The following is an 18,592-nucleotide window of genomic DNA, read 5'->3' as shown; positions in this document are numbered from 1 at the left end:
GCGACGGGGTTTCGATTCGGTTTTATTGCGCCGCATTCTCTTTTCGTGGCGGTTGTCCGACCACAAAACTTCCCCACATCCCACTGGCCCACATGTGTGTTGGGCCGTCTCGATAGAGCCAGTATCCCGGATTGGCATGGCGAATGTTGACCGTCAGACCCTTTCCGATAGAGATCAGCGGGCTGTGAGGCGATCCGAATTGCGGCAGGAGATCCGGAAAGTCGTGACCGTATACGAGGAACGCATGCTGCCGGTTCCGTCCGTGTGGCTGGAGTACCCGGAAGCGGACTTCTTCGCCCGGGACGGCACGATAGGTCGTCGTCGGGATTGATCGATAGGCGGGGGTAAAGAAGTCAGGTGGGTACCATGCGCCGTTCAAATTCGCCGACGGGTGCTGTCCCAGCCTGGCTTGGAACGGCGCTGAGTGATAGTTGAACCCCTTCTCTCCCAGGTCGTAGGAGTCGTCACAGACGCGACAATCGGGCATCGGTTCCGTCGTCCCGGCGGCAATTCTATGATGCAAATTCAAGCCGTCCCGGTAGAGCACCACATGTTCCCGGAATGAATGAGATGCCGGAGTGTTCGGATCGGGATAGGTGATCTGTGCCGAGGTCCCACCGTTCTCCGTCCGGGCGCCGGATAGCGGGTCGTGATAGGTCGCGCCAGCCGGTTCGATGATCAGTGCGCCGACCAGGCCGTGTGAACCGTGGTTGATGATATCGCCCCATGAGGTCAGATTTGCAGGCAGCAATTCTGCCGCCGTATGGACAAGGCGATCGCCTTCCAGCGACACCGTGCCCGCGTACCAGTAGTAGAGCTTCCTCTGTCCGGGGCCGACCGGCTCTTCACCGTTAAAACCGATGGCGGCGCCGTTGTAGCTGGCCACGTTGTAAGACACGAGTTGCGGATGCAGCGTGACGTAGGACGAGGGCCGAACATCTGCGGCACGCTGTGCGCCTTCGGATGCGTGCTGGTCCACATTCAGCGGAACGATTTTCGGCATCAACGCATCACCGGCTGCATCCCGGAGTGATTGGGGGAGCCGGTTGGCAAGGTCGATCTTGATACAATCACCTGCGTTGGCCCGCAGGACCAGCGGCTCGATCGGGTCGGTGATCGCAGGGTCCGAGAGGCGGGCTTGATAGTGGGCACGGAGTTGCTCGCGCCGCTGGTCCAATTCCTGCGGGCTGAGCGGGCTGTCGCCGGGTGCGAGGCGCGTGAGCAAGACAAACGTCAGGGCGTCGGGGTCGGTGATGCCGGCGTTACGATCGTAGGGCAGATCGCTCCCCAGCCAGTCTCGAATGCTCACGGCATCGACGTAGAACGTGACTTCCGTTGCCTTGCCTTGCGCGCTGAGTTGCGCGAAGTGTTCAGGAATCGGACAGGTTCCATCGTACAAACTCTGTTGTCCCGCCAGCCGGATCTTGCCTGACGGATTCGCCGGCAGGGGGTTCAGCCTGTTGCCGATGGGAGTATAGAGTGGATCGCCGGGTTTCAGCGATTGAGGCGAGCGGTTGCCCAATATGGTTCGGGACAGCTGCTGCGGGTCTGCCGCGTCGACACCGTTGTACGTGCGGATATAGCCCCAGGCGCCGTTCCAGAGATCGTCGACTGCGCCGAAGTCGTATTGATAGTCGGCGAAGTGCAGGCCGCGGAAGACGTTGGAGAGCGGGAGCTTCAGTTCGAAATGTTCGGAGATGCCGATCTCCTGCGCCGCCACCAAGGGACTCTTGGCGTTGTCGATTTCACGCGGCCAGCGCATGCCGTGGAGATTGATCATGTGCTGCACTTCCTGCGCGCCCTGAATCACCCGCAACTGGGCCAACTCTCCTTCATATCCTTCGAAAACTTCTGTGAACGGGTCCCCGTGGATATCGGAGCTAAAGGCCCAGGCCATGTCGCCCGGTAATCCAGGGTTCTGCCGTCGGATGCTGCCGTCACTGTCACGGAGTCCGATCCGCAATGGAATCGGCTCGTGGCGATAATTCACGAGATAGGGGTTGTGATGGTCTTTGGAAATGGCTTCTGGCAGCATCGGCGGATCCACCGGCCGTCCATGACGGGTCCAGTAGTCTGTCGCATGGGTCTGGAGCTGCCGGACGACCGCCGGGTCTGTCACCTCCCTTTTCGCCCGCGCGATTTGATGCTCCATTCCCTGATGTTCGCCTTCGCCCTGCTTTCGGTGCGGATCGTACAGGAGGGCGAAGTCCGCCACCGCGAGCGCAAACTCCCGATGATCCGGGTGAAGAGCAGAATCCTGCGCGCCAACAATCCTGGCCTGTGTTCCCACACCGCCCTTGAGTGGGTCGCCGTTCGGTGTGGTCCAGACGGACCTGAAAGGCTCGATCAGCAATGCGCTGTAGAAGCCATGGTGCTGGATGGAAGAAGGTCCGAAATGGTCATGGGTAAATACCGTCCGAATCGTCCGATCTTCGCAAGCCTTCGGCGCCTGGGCCGGCTTACCCCGGACGCCGCCTTCCGCTTCACATACTCGATGGTCTTTCATTAACGGATCGGCAAACCAGCGTTGCACCGTGGTTTGATACTCGTTCGCGCGAGGCAGGGCCAGCGTGATGGATCGGCCTCCTTCATCGCGCGCGCCGCCGCCCGGGCGATGGGTGGCTTCGATTCGTTCTCGTATCGCCCCTTGCGCGAAGGTGCCGTCTTCATAGTTCCAGCCGTTGCCGGACCCGTCCGATGACATCACGTCGAACTTCACCAAATGGATATGCTGACCGATCGTGTCCGTGGGGGTCCGCACCTGAAAGTCGTCCAGCTCCAGTTCATGGGACGTGCGATTGGTGTGTTCGAAGCGGATGCATTCTCCGGAATTCGCGCGAAAGAAAAACGGTTTGGCTTGGTCGGTTTTCACCGTGGTCCGTCCGTTGCGACCGGTATAGGCAGGCACATCGTCATCCAAGACGTTGATGCGCCCTTGTGGGTCGTGCCATCCGTCTTTGTTGACGACCAGATCGACATCGATCGCCGAAACTTTGTACGTGCGCTCGTAGAGCCGGCCTTGCTCGTCGACTTCGCCGGCCAGCTTGGCCACTTGGGCGTCGCACGGATCGGCGAAGGGGGCGCCCGGTTGTGGTGCGCGACCATTCACGCGATAGGTGGACGGGAGGCCTTCCGGTGTCATGCTGGCATGACCGTTGGGATCGGCGTGGAAGGCCATGGCGGCGCGCTCGAGCGTCGTGCCGTCATTGGGGAGGAGGGTGAGCTGCGCTGTTTCCAGGGCCGTCGACATGTCTCCCGTGGCCAGGGCACGCCGGACTAATTCCCGTGGCGCCAAGGTGGCTGCCTGGGTGTGAGGCACATGCGAGACGGTTCTGGTCCCGTCCTTGACGACGTGGCGCCGGAGTCCTCCGTCCCGCACCAGATCCATCGGCGGTTGAGGGGCGCGATGTCCCGCAGTACCGGGAATGAAGAAGGGGAATCCAGGATTCTTGTCGGGGCCATAGGCCGGCGCGGGTGGCATAGCTTGTCCGGGCAGCGGAATGATCGCGGGAATCGGTGTACCGCTGGCAGGATTGGTCGCGCCAGTCAGGGGATCGGTGCCGTGGCCCAGTTCGCCGTCGGGAAGGCGGCGGGTGCCGTCTTCCAGCACATCGTGGACCCGCCACAGTTCCCACATCCCCTGTGCGAAGTGTGGATAGAGGTGACAATGGAAAATGGAGTCACCCGGCGCCCTGTTCCGGTTCCCGCTTCCGCCGTAATGAATCGGGTAGACGAACCCCTGCTGAGGAGCAATCGTCTGAGAGTCGAGATAGGTGCCGGTTTCACTTTCTTTCTGGGCGAGCCACTGGTGGGCATGCAGATGGAACACGTGGGTTTCTTTAGGGCCGGCATGGAGATTGCGGAACTCCACGCGGTCGTTCAGATAGCTATGGTGGACGTTGGACGGGTCATCTGCATAGGCGGCCAGCAAGGCCGGATCGCCGTTGGCCCATGATTCCAGGAAGAATTCTTCGTAGGCACATTCCACGCATCGCTTAGCGGGTCCCATGCCGAGGCGATTCGCCAACAGAATGGTGCCCATGCCGCTTGCTCCGTAGTTGATTCCGAAGCCGTCGCGGACGCCTGACAATGTGAACTCTGTTTCCAGCGCCGTGAATTCGTCCCGGTAAAAGGTTTTCAGCTCGTCGTGAAAAATGGCGGTGAATTCACGGAAGGCCGGCGATTCCGGCAGCTTGTGATCGACGATGATCGCGTTAAGGTTGCCATAGATGAGTTCATAGTCTGTGGGCCCCTGCTGCTTCAGCATGTTCAGGATGGGAGTCCCATCTTGGCGCACGGCCTCATAGTTGAGAAAAGCGGAGTCGCGGTGCTGGGTGCGGGCCAACGCCAGGTCTGCCGGTGTGGTCTCGCTGCGGTACCAGTGGCTGTTGCGCGCTTCTACGTGGAGCGCACCGAACAGTCCGTGAACGAGACTCCCACCGTCGCCTTCACCGCCGGCCGGCGCGGCGTTGCTGAAGAACAGATGCGTCGAGGGTTCGGCCGCACCCGGAATGTTCCATTGATAGGTAAACGTGTGCCCCGGGGGGATGCCGGCGAGTCCCGTCACGGCAGGATCGAATCCATTGCCGGCCGGAGTGAGGCCGGAGATGGTGATGGTGGCGCAGCGCGTACGTGGCCAGTCGGTGCGTCGATCCACAGGCGTCGGAACTGGCTTTACGGCCTGCTCTGATCCGCAGCCCTGACGAGCCGCGTCACCGACAATCGACGGGGCCGGCGCTTCGGGTTCTTCTGCGCCCGGGGCCTCCTTTTCATTCAGGTTCGTGTACGGCACCGGCCAATGGGTGGAACTGAGGTCCGGCTGTTCCGGCGAGAGCATGTTGGAAAAATGTACGATCAGCCGATCTCCGGGACTGGCTCGCAGTACCAGCGGCCGTGGTCGTTTGCCGTCGGCCAGACGAACCTGGCCCGGTCGAGAGTGCTCGTCCATCGGTAAGCCATCGGCCTTGTTCACTACATCGTGCTTCAGGGCATAGACCATGCCGTACGGGTTCATGGAGCCAAATCGATTGTAAACAAGCGGCTGTTCCAACGCGACGACGTGGGCATGGATGGTGCGCGGTGGTTGGGGCAAGGCGGTGCAGCCTGTCTGCGCATACAGTGCCGTTGCCGTCAGCAGCACGGACAGGACGAAGGTCCTGCATTTCCCGCCATCTTCTATCTCATGTACGCCGGTTGAATTCCTGAACCGCATGTCTGCCTCCTCACTGTGTCGGTCAAAAGTTGAAGTTACACGGCTTGGCCGAGTTCCACGCAATCGAGCAAGAGTGCCGATGGCCGGGCGTTTCCGCCGGGGCGTGGAACGGGCAGCGTCGTCGAGATGCCGTTGGAGACGATCCATTGCAGCGTGCCGTTGAACGGAGTGGCCGGGCGCCAGGAAAAAGCCTGCCAGTCGGTGAACCATCGGTTCTGGCGTTCGAGAATCAGGGATTCCGCGAGCATGCACGTGTAGGCCGGAGGACCGTCTGTCCGACCGCCTTCATACGCCACGAACAGGGCAAAATCGTTCGCCGGGGACCAGTCGAATCGCGCGAACGCCCAATGAAACCAGAGTGTCTGGCCTGGTTGAATGAGGACGTTTCGACATTCGAGGATGGCTCCGTCGACTCCGAGCGTCGTCTTGTTGTCGGCATCGGGGGTAAACGTGAACCGCGTCGTATCCGCAGGCGTTGGGTCGCCGGGGGCGGGCTTTCGCGCGCCGTCCCCATCGATTTTGGATGGGTCGTCGAGCACGATGAAGTGCGCGCCCCGGACGGGACAGAAGTGGTGTGCGCCGTGGATCGCGTCAAATGACTCGACGATACGCACGGTTCCCTCTGTGGTAAAACCCTGCAGGGTGCCATCCTGAAAATACGAATTGGTTGTGGGCAACGGCATGGATCGTTCCTCCCGATGAATTTGTCGAGGTGTCCCCGGATCGTGGAGCTATTGACTGACTCACTTCCGGCCCGGGCGAGGACTCGTCGTTGCCGGTGGCCGCATCTCGATCGGCCCTGAAGAGGCGGCGCGAAAGTCTAAGACGCGTTCCAGTGAAATCGGCTACAGGACCGGATCCTGCGACGCCGGTACTGAGTGCAAGAGGCAATGGCCACAAGTCGCTCTGGTCTACGGGAAAAGCAAAGCACGTGCCAATGGTGGTGCGTAGGGGTATGTGGCTGATAGAAGCGATTCGGTGAGGATTCGGACGCAGCAGTCTCGGCTGGGAGCGGAACTGTATCTAAGTAGTGAGGAAATAGTTATCTCAAAAGATACACCGCACAGGATGAGGACGGACGGTTCGTCTGATGGAACCTCTGATTCGGCGAGGCCGCTGGATCGACCTTCCGTCCGATCCCCAACCGCTCAGTCACCCATCCTCGTCGGTCGATGAGACGCGCTGAGTCATGACCGGCGGTGCGACGACGTGACAGCATGACCATCAATTTGGCAACCAGTTCCATCAGGCTTATGTATAAGCCCAAGGTGAGCCACAGTGTGATGGTTGTTGCACAGCCTGAGATCTCAATCCAGAGGTTCCGAGCGCGGCTTTTGTTTGAGGAGACGGAGTGGCTGAGCTGCGCCAGTTGAAGGAGGTGCTCCGTCCAGTCGGCCGTCAGTATCATCGCCAACGGTGCGACGATCCAGGCGGGATAGAACGGGTGCCCCAACGTCTCCCAGACCCACCACAGATTGAGAGCGAGTGTGCCTCCATAGACGAATGGAAACAGTACGTCTATGGTCGGGAATTTTTCTGCGGCCTGCCGCGCCGCCTCATTGAGCCAGGACCAGCATCTCTTCCCTGCGTCCAACCCACTCCCGAGCCAGCACGGATTCAGCGCCTTGAGTAGTGCTTGCGTCTTGGCGCGTGGCGGATTGATGGCGGCAGCGCGATCACTCGCGTGAGGCAGTATTTGTCTGCCGCCACACTGGAGCGCGAGGGGGAAGCCAAACGCGACGAGAACTTTGAAGGTTATCAGGGCCATGATGTGAAGCTCCGGTCTCACTCCATAGGGTGAGCAAAACCGATGCCGGGGCGAGGAGAAGCACAATCGTGAAAAGGCAGGTCGATTCTGAGTAGATAAGCAAAGTCGCCTAGTGGAAGCAATTGTGCGGAATGCTCAGATCAGTATCAGAAGCGATACGCTGTCGTATCGAAAGGGATAGGGCGTCGGAGAAAAGAGGTGGGAGAGTGAATCAATTCGGGTCCGAATTGGCAGGAGAGCTCGAAAGTTTCTGATCAGTCCAGGGGGCGACGGTAAAACTCCAAGGGCGGAGCGATGTCGCTTTCGAATGACAAGCTTTCACCGTCCAGGCGATAACGGGTCGAGGCTTCAAACGCCCGGATAAACGATGTTTCAAACTCCATGTGCCGGGGCTCACAGGCCATGCGGGTGGTGATGCCTTGGGAGACTTTCAGCTCTCCCCTGGCTGGTCCGAAGACGATGGCCGCACGATAACGATTGCAACCGGCATGACCTGACACTCTCCCCTCCTTGAACGAGAGGATCACGGGGTCTCCATCGTCGCCATAAGGAATCGAACGATCACCCCAATGCGACAGCTCCCATCGGTTCTGCTCGGCGCGCCGGTTCATCTCCTCCGGCGAAGGGGAGGTGACGCAAGATGTGAGCATCAACGCGGTACATATTGGGAGAGCAAGATGAAGCAAGGGTGTTCGCATGGGATGGTCCTTCTATCGGCGATTTCGTGGTGACGTATCCGGTTGAGAATGCCGACGATTGTACGCTGGATTTGAATCGATTGTCAGAATCAAGGTAAGAGGGTGGAGCCTGCTGCCGGAGGACATCAATTGAAGAAAGATGAACGGCAATACTCGAAACTCAAGAGAATGACAGGCTTATTCAGGCGAGCGAAGACGATACAACACATGCCGATGCAGCACGGATTCGATGGGCACCTGGGGGTGGTCGAATTCGGAGTCGAGCCGCATCCCGAGGCGTTCCATCACCGCGCTCGATTTCAGGTTGGTGATGGCGGTGAATGCCACGAGTTCCTCCAGATGGAGTTGCTCGAATCCGAACGCAATGGCCGATTGCGCGGCCTCCGTGGCATAGCCCAGACCCCAGTATGGTCTGGCCAGGCGCCAACCGACTTCCACGCAGGGCGAGAACGGCAGTTCCTGGGATGGGACATGTAAGCCGACAAAGCCGATGAATCGCCCTGACGCCCGTTCCTCAACCGCCCAGAAGCCCCAACCACGTTCGTCGATCAGTCCCATCACCCGTTGAGCAAACGCATCGCTCTGCTCTCTGGCCCAAGGCGCCGGATAATAACGCATGACATCGGGGTCGGAATTCATTGCTGCGAGCGGTTCAAGGTCCGATAGTCGCCACTGTCGGAGACGAAGGCGGGGTGTGAGGAGGTTGGCCTGATGAATCATGTCGAACAGATGCATCACAATCGACCGAAGGACCGGCTAGCCGCAAGCCGACCTTTGAGGAAGGATTAGGGCACATTGAGAAGTTTCCGGGTTCGATGAATGCATTCCTCGTCAGAGTCGCCACTCAGTGCGTGGACCAGGGCGGACCTCGCCTGCTCGGACAAGGGAGATGTCGGTGATGAAACCAACACAATGGGATCTCGCCAGGTGAGAAACCAGGGGTGTCCGACTTCCTGGACGAACCGAGCTGCGCTGCTCGCGCATCGGTCCAGTGTTTCCTCCGTGTCCTCAAAGTGCAGATCGTATCTATTGCCCCCCTCTGATGTTGTTCCCCGATAGTCGTCAGATGTAGGGCCGTTGAGTGCGATGGCCTCAAAGGGATCATTCATTACGCGAAGGCCTATGTGAACTCTGAAGGCAGCGCTGAAACTGAACTTGTGCAAGTGAATGAATTCGACAAATTGTGAGTTGATCCTTGTGTAGAAGGTCGGCTTTGTGTGGACGAAGCCCACTGGTTGCAGAAGTTTCGCCAGCTTGCGAAGAACTTTTTCCTTATTGGCACGCTGAGTCTTGGAGTCCATGATGCTCTCTTACGCTCTAACTATGTATTATCCGGCTCCGTATAAGCTGCCAATTGCCTTGTGACCTTGGATAAGATCCGTGCGCCATCGTGCCAGGAATGAAGCCGAAGGCCAAGGGGTTTTTCTACTATGTTCCCATGCGTTTCATCAGCAAGGAGTCGTTTCCCGGTGCATCCATTTGGCTTCGCCTACTACGTGTACTCGCTGTGAGTTTTTCATTCGTGACAGCCCCATCGCTTCCTGGGGCTCGGCTGGAACGGATGTGCGACGAGGTGGGCGCCATGGCGAATGATGACGTTTCTCGGGTTAGAAGAGGTCGAGGTGCGACGGCATTGCGCCGCTACGGCGCAGCTTCAGAGGAGCACCGGGAGAAAGGAGTGATTCAACTGCTCATGAGGGCTTAGCGCATGATGGCCCCACTGAGGTCGTGCGCAGTTAGTCAGCCAAGCCTTCTTTTCTCTCACCCCCTCCTTCCAAATCCCTCCCCCGTCATCACCTCCGCTACGTTCTGGCCGTTCACGAACACATCCGCCAGTGTCCGGCCGTAGACATCGTGGCCGTGGGGGACGATATTGATCGTTCCTTCCTGCATCAGTTGCTCCAGTCGGAATGCCGCTTCTCGCCCACCCGGTTCCGACATCTCCGGCGCGTTGTAGCCGCGAATGCGGATGCGGTCGGTGCCGTAGCGAATCGTGTCGCCGTCAACGGTGCGGACTTGCCAGGGTTCCACGGTCCGCTCGAAACTTCCCATCGACAGCGCGTGGTGCGGGAGGGAGCGAAGACCATGGCTGTGCGAACGAGACTTTTTTGCGAAGGGATTCTTGTGCGGTCTAGGGCCTCGCTCATGGTGCCCACGCCGATACCGTGGGGCTTGATGTTGGGGCAGCGGCTGACGTTCCTCTGGTTTCAATCCCCAACAGTCGTTGCAGTGGAATGGTCCCGGATCCTGTGTCGTTGCCGGTGTGTAGGTATGCAGGGTGGAACGGCTTTCCTCTACGGCACTGGCGGCTTGCGAGGTGGGGGCGGTGATTAAAACCAGCAAGGTGAATCGGCTGAGCAGGCGGGAAATACGTTCGTTTCTGTGCAGCATGGAAAGGCGTCCTCCGAATGTTCATGGCCGGAAGAAGCACGCTCTATGCCATGCGCCGATCATTGATGCCAGCGGTTGACATGATGAAAAACCGCGTGCTCAAATGCCCTCCGTTGAAGCGCGTATGGCTAATGGACAATAGCGAATAGTTGAGACTTTGGATTTTTCCGGAGCTCGTACCATAAGCCATATGCTATGTGCTCTTAATCTTTAAGACCGTACGAACTACTACAGGAGAGCCGCTCATGGATATGTTTGGAAAAGTGGGGCTGGTCGAGGTGCCGATCTTGATCGCCCCGGATCAGAAGGCCTGGATGGATCGCATGATCAAGGAAGGCAAGATTGCGATTCCTCCCGGCGGGACACTGGAAAAAGGCTCGCTCTATTCGATGTTTGTCCGCATGCTCCTGCACAACGCGATGGAAGAACAGAAGCGGCAAGAAGCGTTGGAGATGGATGACGAGGACGACGACGAATAGCTCAGGATGGCGGCTAGGCGCTGTATCTTCGCGGATACGCCTGTATCTGGTTGGTGCATCTCAGGGAGCAAATGGCTTGTGGCGTATGGCTTATAGCCAGAAGCCGAGAGGATGAGCGTAAGGGGCGTAGCCTTCTGCTAGCGCTCTATGCCATTGGCCATATGCTCTTGAGCGCCGGGCAACGCCCGGCGCTTCATGGCGGGTTAGAGGTTCTTGAACGCGGCTTGAGCGACGCTGATCGTGCGGTCGATGTCTTTTGGTGTATGGGCCACTGACATAAACGCGGCTTCGAACTGTGACGGGGCCAGGTAAATCCCGGCGTCCAGCATCTGATGAAAGAACTTCGCGTAGGCCTTCGTGTCGGCTTTCTTGGCTGATGCCCAATCCGTGACCGGGCCCTGGGAAAAGAACGCACACATCATCGAACTCACACGGGTTTGCGTGAGAGCAACCCCGGCTTTTCGCGCGGCATGTCCCAGTCCCTCGGCCAGCGCAACCGACCGTTGCTCGAGCTGCTCGTAGGTGCCCGGTTTCTTGAGGCGCTTCAGTGTTTCGATGCCGGCCGTGACGGCCAGCGGATTCCCTGACAACGTGCCCGCCTGATAGACCGGTCCGGACGGGGCAATCATCTTCATAATGTCCTTCGTGCCCCCGTAGGCCCCGACCGGAAGTCCTCCGCCGATAATTTTCCCCAGGATCGTCAGATCAGGCTTGATGTCGTAGAGCGTTTGCGCGCCGCCGTATTGCACACGGAATCCCGAGATGACTTCGTCGAAAATCAGCAACATGCCGTGGGCGTCGGTCAACTTACGCAAGCCGTACAGGAATTCCGGGGAGGGAGGAATCACTCCCATGTTGCCGGCGATCGGCTCAACGATGACGCAGGCGAGCTGGCGGTAATGCTTCTTGATCAGCTTTTCCGTGGTGGCGAGATCGTTATAGGGGACGGTCAATGTGTGTTTGGTGAAGTCTTCCGGCACACCGGGGCAGTCGGGAATTCCGAGTGTCGTGAGACCTGACCCTGCCTTGGCCAGGAGGTAGTCGCTGTGGCCGTGATAACACCCTTCGAATTTGAGGATGCCGTCGCGTTTCGTATAGGCACGGGCGACGCGAATGGCGCTCATGACCGCTTCGGTTCCTGAACTCACCAGCCGAACCAATTCCATGGAGGGCAGGGCCTCGCGAATCATCGTGGCCAGCTGAATCTCTAGCTCCGTCGGCGCGCCATAGCTGGTGCCGTTCGCGGCGGCCTGTTGAATGGCCTTGGTGACGGTCGTTGGCGCGTGGCCGAGAATCATCGGTCCCCAGGACAGGACGTAGTCGATGTAGCTATTCCCGTCGACGTCATAGAGGCGTGAGCCTTTGGCGCGGGCGATGAATCGAGGCTGCCCCCCTACCGAGCGAAAAGCCCGAACCGGACTGTTCACCCCACCGGGGATGATGAGCTGCGCATCTGCGAAGAGTTGTTCCGATCGTTGTGTTTTCATGGGCCTCTTTCATCGAGCCGTGAGTTGGGGCGCCAACCTACCACGGGAAATTAAAAACGGTCAATTGTCGATGCTGGGTCGAGGAGTGGCTCCGCGCCTCCACTCAGTCACGATTTGATACAGCTGGTTATCCGAATAGATACACCTCGTTGCAGCCAAGAATCATTATGTCTATTTTAGCATGGATAAACAATGAGTTAGATGTTTAGTCTCATATGGCGCATGTTTTGCTAAGTGCCTAGTATCACTGCGTAGGAGAAAGAGATGAAAGTGATTTGTTCTTGGTGCCAGGGGGAAGGGCGGACGGGGTTGGTGACAGAAAAAGCTCCGTTGGCTGACCCGCGCGAGACCCACGGGATCTGCTCCGCTCACCTCCAGCAACTGGGTATTGGCCGAGATCCACGTATCTCGAGTTGTGACGAACTCCCGTTGCCGCGCCATGAGTCCGTCCTTCTGAGCCGAAGCTCTCGTCCCGCCATGACCTGTTACGAGTGAGTGTGCGCTCGGCTGGGGGATTTTTCAGACAAGAGCGACAAAAAACGTCAATCATTGCCGGAATGCCACGCTTTTGGTGAGGGGTTTAGCCCACACCCTGCTTGTTCAAGCTATCTATCATACTGAAAACATTACCGATGTATTCGCCGATGTCGGCTGGTGCGACTCTTGCGCTCTCAGCGAGATGCGTCGAGTGCGAACGAATGGAGTGAGGCGTGAAAGTTCTGTGTGCCTGGTGCGTACGAGACAGGAAGCCGGCGTTTCTGCGGGAGAAATTCCCGTTGGAGGATCCGAGTGAAACGCATGGGCTCTGCGGCGATCATTTCACCTTGCTGAGTGCGAGTGTGGGGAAAATTGTGACGCCGCGAGTCTGGCTGCTCTCACGCATACACGACTTTTCCTGGCAAGTGACGCGGCGGGCGCAGCAAATAATGGGACGTTTCTTCCCTCTCTGCTAGCCAATGGACTCGGAGGGGCACCCGGCACCCTGACATGAGCGCCGGGTCTCAGGCCCTATCCGAGTTTTCCTCGCAAGAGATTCAACCCCTGTTCAATCAGACTGCTGTCCGGCATCTTGCCGTCCGGCGTCAGTTTATCGACCAATCCGGGAAGTAGATTTGCCAGCTGGCCGCCGGCCGCCTCCGGGCTCAGGCCCGCTTGAGAAGCCAGTTGCTTCAAGAGGTCGCCGCCCAGCCCCTGTTGGATCTGTTCGGCTGAAATCGGCAAGTTCTTGCCGGTGCTGACCCAGGAATTCACGATGTCCCCCAGGCCGTTTTTCTGAAACGCCTGCACGAGTCCATTCAATCCGCCGACGGAACTGTTCTGTCCCAGCAGACTCACGACGGCCTGCATCAGAGGATTTTTATCACCACCACCCATCATGCCGGCAGCGGCCTGTCCGAGTTGATCGAGAAGACCCATCTTGACCTCCTTGTATAGATAACCCCTGTCCCGTGCCTATTGCGTGATTTTTTTGGCCCCCTTCGGCGGTGCAGATTTCGTGGCCTTGCGCTCCATGGCCAGCGGCGGCGCGAACCAGTTGTGGCGGCTGCGCTTATGGCGATCTGCGACGGCCAACACGGCGTGAAACGGCAGACCGTTTCCCGTCGCGTCGTCGGATTCTTTGAGGCTCCAGGCTTCCCCGGCTTCGCTCAAAATCTCCACGAACGTTTCAAAGTCGTCCTCCTCGTCTGGTTTCGACAACACCTGGTCGGCATCGGTCACTACGACGAGGTATCCCTTGGCCGGCAGCCAATCTAGATCGGCCAAACATTCCTCCAGGGCGTCCCAGTTGTGGCCGAAGTAGTCCGGAAACGAGAACACCCGGCTGAATTCATCCAGCAGGCCTGCCTTCGTCTTACATTTCTTGCCGGCGATGGTTTTGATGACGAAGTGTGCGGGGACAGAGAGAATTTTATCGAGCGCTTCTCCCTCGGCATGCACCAGGAGATGCGCCCAGGGTTTCTTGATCGATTGCAGTGCAATGAGCGACATGTAGCCTCAATTCATCGGAACAAATGTCCGGTAGTGGTCTGCCGTGTAATAGGCTTTGCCGGTGCGTTGATCGATGACGATCCGTTCAGCGCCTCGATTCTTCCCCGGCACCTTGGGGTGCACATCGTACTCACGATAGCGACCACGTGGGAGTACGCGTTCACGGTTTTGAAACGTACGTCCACCGATGTATCCCGGCGGAGGTTCCCCATGGCGCGATTCAATCGCGTTCAGGGTCTCCCTCGCAGAGAGGGGAATCGGCACCTGGACGCCGCGCGGTTTCGTCTGGGGACCGGCGCGTACGGAACCGTTCTGTGTCTGGGGCGTCTGGTCGGGGGCCGGTGTCAGGGTCGGCGTCGGAGTGTCGAGAAGCGTGTGGCCAGGTTCAGCCGCGAAGGCGACGCCCAGAGACAGGGCCACGGTCGCGCAGAGCCAGAGGAGAAGACGGGTGATGCGTCGAATGGGCATAATGCGTGACAACCGGTGGCATCAACAGGCACGACCCTAACATGTCACATGGGAGGGGTCAACGTCGTCCCGCGCGGGTCCACGCGCGCAGCATGGCGCTAGACTCGATGGTAGGCTCACTCCGTCCCGTGCATGCGGGTAAACAATTCCCAGTCGAATGGTTTGGGGGCCACGGCGTGCAGCGGGATCGTGTCGAGCCGGTTCGAATCGTGGTAGGCCACCATGCAACCGACGATCGTGTCCGGCTGTTCGACCAGCCGGCGTACGGTTTCGTAGCCGAGATGTTGCGCGATCATCTTATCCTCCGGTGTCGGCGGGGCACCCCTGAGTGTATGTCCCAGGATCGTCGCCTTCGTGGCCGACGCCAATGAATAGTGACCGGACGTTTCCCGATGACGCGGCCAGGTTGCGATGGTGTTGGCGACATAGTCAACCAAGCCATGTACACCGCCTTCCCGGTGATGCCGGTGGGGGGTCCGCTCCGCCACGATAAAAATATGGCTCTTGTTGGGCACGCCCAGGGTGCGTTTCAAGGTGCCCAGCACCACGTCGTCGATGTAGGCATCGGGATCCGGGTGTTCATTCACGAGAATTCCTTCCGCACGAGCCTGATAGGCACAGGCTAAGGCCAGATGGCCGGACCCGGCGCCCATGACCTCCACAAAAAAGATGCTGCCCATGGCGGCGCTCGTCGCCTTGAGGGATTCAATGGATTGATTCGCCAGCGCGATGGCCGAATGAAAGCCCAAGGACGTCGTGCCGGCGATGTTGTTGTCGATGGTGCCGGGAATGCCGACGACCTGCACCCCGTAGGTCTCGTGAATCGCCCGGGCGCCCCGCAAGCTGCCGTCGCCTCCCAGTACCACGAGCGCGGAGTCTTCGAGATAGGGGGCCAGGGACCGCATGGCGGCGCGTTGGACCTCTTCGTCTTTGAAATCTTCGAAACGGCTGCTGCCGATGGGGCTGCTGGCATGGCTGCTCATACCGCGCGTGTCTTCTTCCGTGACGGGATCAATCCAGTTGTTGGCCAGCCCCAAGAAGCCGTGCCGGACGAAGAAGACCTTCAGGCCGAAGAGATTTCCGGTTACGCGTAATTCTTTCAACGCCGCCCCGCCGCCGCCGAAGTCCCCGCCCGACACGAGTGCTAGGAGGCGCTTGATGCGTTGAGGCTTGAGGGTGACACGTTGGTTCCGCTCCCGTTCGACCGTCACCCAGGCTTCGCGGGCGACCCGTTCGCTTTCAATCAGGCCGACGGCCGTGGAGTAGCCGGACAGTTTGCCGTTCTCCAGGGTGAGGAGGACGACATTGTCCTGTCCTTCCTTGTATTCGCCGAATTCTGAAAAGGCCTCGCGGAACGGACGCGGGTCCAGATAGATACGCAGCGCGCGCAGGGTCGAACTGTGGGTGTAGAGACAGAGCACTTCTCCAGGGTGGGTACGGCCCAGTCGGTGCAGGCCGTCGATTACGTCGATATAGAGGTCGAAGAACGAATGCCCGCCCGGATAATTGTAAAAGGGATGTTTGATGAGACGCTTGGCGGTCTTCGCATCGACGCCGAAGGCCTGAGCCGCGGCGTCGATCTCCGCCTGTTTTTCCATGCCCGTAACCCAACCGAAGTCCTGTGATTCCAACGTGGCTTCGACATGGGGATGGACCGCATCGGCACGGTCGGGGATCAGTGCTTTCGTGATGCGCCGACAGAGCTGTTCGGTGTTCGGGCTGTGGCTGATGAGGTGGAGGAACGTGCGCGGATCCAGATAGTTGCGCAACTGCAAATAGCCCAATTGTTGTCCGACCACGCCCACCATGCGGGCCAGCGCCGCACCGACGGCCTCCGCCCGGGGGATCCCGCGCTCGGCATCCAGGACATTGGCCAGCCGCCGGCCCACTCGATGGGTCTTGCTCTCGACTTCCGAGACGCCATGCCGCATCGTGAGAAAGAGTGTGCGGTCGCCGAGATCGCGGGGCAGCAGCCAGAACCGGTCATCACCGAGATCGAGCACAATGCGGCCCTCGGTGAGTTGTGGCGTCAATTGAGCACGCGGCACGATGGCAACCGGGCGGCGATGGGCGGGTTTCTGCGTGGCGCCGATCGGCGCGCGATACAACGGGGCGAGTTCGCCGCGACTGAGGAGCCAGTTCCAGGCGGCAAAGAACACCAGGGGATCACCTCCGCAGGTGTCGGCGATCAAGTCCTGGCGTGCCATGCGATAGGCCTCGGCGCTGGGCAAACCGGCCTGGGCCTGCTGAATGAACGTTTTGATCCGGCCGGTCGCCGCCTCTGCGCGCGGTAGCCGGTCGGAAGCAGGCGGGGGTGCGGGCGGCAGCACGAATCTGCCGCTCGATGTGCGCTGCGCGAGGGCCTCCCCATAGGCCAGCAAGCCGTTCATTGTGACGAAGTCCAACTGATCGGTTGACTGACTGTCGGATGCGCTCATGCGTCGCCTCGTAGGCTGATTGGTAAGAGAAAATTAATGAGACCGGCGTCGCAGATCGGTGCCACCTCTGCCGATGTTCTTTTGCGGCATGGTGTCGGGTTTGTTAGAATGACCCGTTGCCGACCGAATCACGGATGCATCGCGTCTCACCGTTTCCATACAAGATGGTGTGCCGGGCCAATCTTGTCAAGACTGAAGAACAGCACCATGCGAAAAGCGAAGATCGTCTGCACCATCGGTCCGGCGAGTGATGGCGAAGCCGTGCTGAAGCAACTGATTCAAAGCGGCATGGATGCGGCCCGTTTGAATTTTTCCCATGGTACGCACGAATCGCATGGACGGGCGATCAAAACCATTCGGGCCGTGGCAGACCGCCACGGGATGGCGATCGCCATCCTGCAGGATCTGCAGGGGCCGCGTATTCGTGTCGGCGAGATTGACGGCGCGCTGGAACTCATTCCCGGGCAGCGCGTTCGGTTACGGACCATGGCCTTGCGATCCGGCGGGCAGATCGGTGCCAGGACGGTGCTCGCCGCAAGCACGATGCACGAGATCCCCGTGACCTATCAGGCCCTGACCAGGGATATTCGGTCCGGGGCCAAAATACTGATCGACGATGGGCTGGTGGAACTGACGGCGGACCGAATCGTCGAGGGTGCGGTAGAGTGTACCGTGGTGGCAGGCGGGCGGGTGACGTCTCAGAAGGGCATGAACCTGCCCGGCACGGTCGTGAGCGCTCCGACTCTGACGGAAAAAGATCGGGAGGATCTGCGCTTCGGCGTGGCGCAGGGCGTGGACTATATCGCATTATCGTTTGTCCGTGGAGCGCAGGACATCCTTGCGGCCAAGGAATTGATTGCCGCATGCGGCGGGGATGTGCCGGTGATCGCCAAGATCGAGCGGCAGGAGGCGGTGACGGATTTGGAGTCCATTCTCGAGCACGCCGACGGGGTGATGGTGGCGCGCGGGGATTTGGGCGTAGAGTTAGGGCCTGAAGCCGTTCCGGTGCTGCAGAAGCGCATTATTGCGATGGCGAATCGCCGCCGCCGACTGGTCATTACTGCCACCCAGATGCTCGAGTCCATGACGCAACATATGCGGCCGACCAGGGCGGAAGCGTCGGATGTGGCAAATGCCGTGTTCGATGGCACCGATGCCGTCATGCTCTCCGCAGAAACGGCCGTCGGGCACCATCCGGTAGAAGTCGTGCGGGTGATGGATCGGATCATACGGGCGGCCGAAGTTGAAACAGGGCCGGGTTTTGTCCGCCGCTCGCAGGGCGAGCAGGGGCAGGATTCGATTCCAGAAGCCATCGCCCTCTCCGCCTACTCGGCTGCCGCGACGATCGGTGCGAGTGTGATGGTCGCCTTCAGTGAACGGGGTACGACGGCGCGGTTGGTCTCTAAGCAACGTCCGGTCGCGCCGATCATCGGGTTGACCCCGTTCGAGCCGGTCCGTCGGCGGATGGCGTTGTATTGGGGCGTGCTTCCCCGCACGATGCCACAGATTCCGACAACCGATGAACGGGTCCATGAAGCTGAGCGGTGCTTGAAAGTGGAGGGGCTGGTGCGGAGCGGGCAACGCATGGTCATTGTGTCGGGGACCAGAATCGGTCAGACGGGTGGGACGAATCTCATACAATTGCACGAGGTCGGCTAGTCG

14 protein-coding genes are annotated in these 18,592 nt (G+C 59.5%); 3 read left to right on the top strand and 11 right to left on the bottom strand.

Annotated features, from left to right (window positions below; all coding sequences use genetic code 11):
• Positions 1-22: 22 nt before the first annotated feature.
• The 6 genes from V9G17_09425 to V9G17_09400 all read right to left on the bottom strand — a co-directional run bounded on the left by V9G17_09425 (position 23) and on the right by V9G17_09400 (position 10,069).
• Positions 23-5,212, bottom strand: a complete 5,190-nt coding sequence (locus V9G17_09425; protein MEI2752812.1) for a hypothetical protein — start codon at positions 5,210-5,212, stop codon at positions 23-25.
• A 35-nt stretch (positions 5,213-5,247) separates the two neighbouring features.
• The gene (locus V9G17_09420; protein ID MEI2752811.1) at positions 5,248-5,895 is read right to left on the bottom strand and encodes a hypothetical protein; all 648 of its coding nucleotides are present in this window, start codon (positions 5,893-5,895) and stop codon (positions 5,248-5,250) included.
• A 359-nt stretch (positions 5,896-6,254) separates the two neighbouring features.
• Complete coding sequence (locus V9G17_09415) at positions 6,255-6,980, bottom strand: hypothetical protein (GenBank protein ID MEI2752810.1); 726 nt, start codon at positions 6,978-6,980, stop codon at positions 6,255-6,257.
• A gap of 254 nt (positions 6,981-7,234) precedes the next feature.
• Positions 7,235-7,591 carry an META domain-containing protein gene (locus V9G17_09410; protein ID MEI2752809.1) on the bottom strand — a complete coding sequence of 119 codons (357 nt, stop codon included), beginning with the start codon at positions 7,589-7,591 and terminating at the stop codon, positions 7,235-7,237.
• A gap of 264 nt (positions 7,592-7,855) precedes the next feature.
• On the bottom strand, positions 7,856-8,413 hold the full coding sequence (locus V9G17_09405) for a GNAT family N-acetyltransferase (GenBank protein MEI2752808.1): 558 nt from the start codon (positions 8,411-8,413) through the stop codon (positions 7,856-7,858).
• 1,026 nt (positions 8,414-9,439) lie between these two features.
• Positions 9,440-10,069, bottom strand: coding sequence for a thermonuclease family protein (locus V9G17_09400; GenBank protein ID MEI2752807.1), 630 nt, complete (start codon positions 10,067-10,069; stop codon positions 9,440-9,442).
• 245 nt (positions 10,070-10,314) lie between these two features.
• Here V9G17_09400 and V9G17_09395 point away from each other — a divergent pair, with 245 nt between their 5' ends.
• Positions 10,315-10,548, top strand: coding sequence for a hypothetical protein (locus V9G17_09395; GenBank protein ID MEI2752806.1), 234 nt, complete (start codon positions 10,315-10,317; stop codon positions 10,546-10,548).
• Between the two features lie 203 nt (positions 10,549-10,751).
• Here V9G17_09395 and hemL read toward each other — a convergent pair whose 3' ends face one another.
• Positions 10,752-12,035 (bottom strand): glutamate-1-semialdehyde 2,1-aminomutase, encoded by a 1,284-nt coding sequence (gene hemL, locus V9G17_09390; GenBank protein MEI2752805.1) that lies wholly within the window; start codon positions 12,033-12,035, stop codon positions 10,752-10,754.
• A gap of 710 nt (positions 12,036-12,745) precedes the next feature.
• Between hemL and V9G17_09385 the strand changes: the two genes are divergently transcribed.
• Complete coding sequence (locus tag V9G17_09385; protein MEI2752804.1) at positions 12,746-12,988, top strand: hypothetical protein; 243 nt, start codon at positions 12,746-12,748, stop codon at positions 12,986-12,988.
• A gap of 55 nt (positions 12,989-13,043) precedes the next feature.
• On the opposite strand, the gene V9G17_09380 is transcribed toward V9G17_09385, so the two are convergent.
• The 4 genes from V9G17_09380 to V9G17_09365 form a co-directional block, all read right to left on the bottom strand.
• Positions 13,044-13,451: a YidB family protein gene (locus V9G17_09380; protein ID MEI2752803.1), complete on the bottom strand. Its 408-nt coding sequence runs from the start codon at positions 13,449-13,451 to the stop codon at positions 13,044-13,046.
• A gap of 36 nt (positions 13,452-13,487) precedes the next feature.
• Positions 13,488-14,024 carry a barstar family protein gene (locus V9G17_09375; protein ID MEI2752802.1) on the bottom strand — a complete coding sequence of 179 codons (537 nt, stop codon included), beginning with the start codon at positions 14,022-14,024 and terminating at the stop codon, positions 13,488-13,490.
• A gap of 6 nt (positions 14,025-14,030) precedes the next feature.
• Positions 14,031-14,492, bottom strand: a complete 462-nt coding sequence (locus V9G17_09370; protein ID MEI2752801.1) for a ribonuclease domain-containing protein — start codon at positions 14,490-14,492, stop codon at positions 14,031-14,033.
• A 116-nt stretch (positions 14,493-14,608) separates the two neighbouring features.
• Positions 14,609-16,930 carry a 6-phosphofructokinase gene (locus V9G17_09365; protein ID MEI2752800.1) on the bottom strand — a complete coding sequence of 774 codons (2,322 nt, stop codon included), beginning with the start codon at positions 16,928-16,930 and terminating at the stop codon, positions 14,609-14,611.
• 207 nt (positions 16,931-17,137) lie between these two features.
• Here V9G17_09365 and pyk point away from each other — a divergent pair, with 207 nt between their 5' ends.
• Positions 17,138-18,589: a pyruvate kinase gene (gene pyk / locus V9G17_09360; GenBank protein ID MEI2752799.1), complete on the top strand. Its 1,452-nt coding sequence runs from the start codon at positions 17,138-17,140 to the stop codon at positions 18,587-18,589.
• The last annotated feature ends 3 nt before the right edge of the window (positions 18,590-18,592 follow it).

Origin of the sequence: Nitrospira sp. (assembly GCA_037045225.1) — a bacterium.
Classification (GTDB): Bacteria; Nitrospirota; Nitrospiria; order Nitrospirales; family Nitrospiraceae; genus Nitrospira_A.
Note: the sequence above shows the minus strand (reverse complement) of the source record. Positions and strands in the feature narration are given on the sequence as shown.

Coding starts and splice junctions, on each gene's coding strand:
- V9G17_09425 (MEI2752812.1), bottom strand. CDS start 5,212: ATGCGGTTCAGGAATTCAACCGGCGTACATGAGATAGAAGATGGCGGG.
- V9G17_09420 (MEI2752811.1), bottom strand. CDS start 5,895: ATGCCGTTGCCCACAACCAATTCGTATTTTCAGGATGGCACCCTGCAG.
- V9G17_09415 (MEI2752810.1), bottom strand. CDS start 6,980: ATGGCCCTGATAACCTTCAAAGTTCTCGTCGCGTTTGGCTTCCCCCTC.
- V9G17_09410 (MEI2752809.1), bottom strand. CDS start 7,591: ATGAACCGGCGCGCCGAGCAGAACCGATGGGAGCTGTCGCATTGGGGT.
- V9G17_09405 (MEI2752808.1), bottom strand. CDS start 8,413: ATGCATCTGTTCGACATGATTCATCAGGCCAACCTCCTCACACCCCGC.
- V9G17_09400 (MEI2752807.1), bottom strand. CDS start 10,069: ATGCTGCACAGAAACGAACGTATTTCCCGCCTGCTCAGCCGATTCACC.
- V9G17_09395 (MEI2752806.1), top strand. CDS start 10,315: ATGGATATGTTTGGAAAAGTGGGGCTGGTCGAGGTGCCGATCTTGATC.
- hemL (MEI2752805.1), bottom strand. CDS start 12,035: ATGAAAACACAACGATCGGAACAACTCTTCGCAGATGCGCAGCTCATC.
- V9G17_09380 (MEI2752803.1), bottom strand. CDS start 13,451: ATGGGTCTTCTCGATCAACTCGGACAGGCCGCTGCCGGCATGATGGGT.
- V9G17_09375 (MEI2752802.1), bottom strand. CDS start 14,024: ATGTCGCTCATTGCACTGCAATCGATCAAGAAACCCTGGGCGCATCTC.
- V9G17_09370 (MEI2752801.1), bottom strand. CDS start 14,492: ATGCCCATTCGACGCATCACCCGTCTTCTCCTCTGGCTCTGCGCGACC.
- V9G17_09365 (MEI2752800.1), bottom strand. CDS start 16,930: ATGAGCGCATCCGACAGTCAGTCAACCGATCAGTTGGACTTCGTCACA.
- pyk (MEI2752799.1), top strand. CDS start 17,138: ATGCGAAAAGCGAAGATCGTCTGCACCATCGGTCCGGCGAGTGATGGC.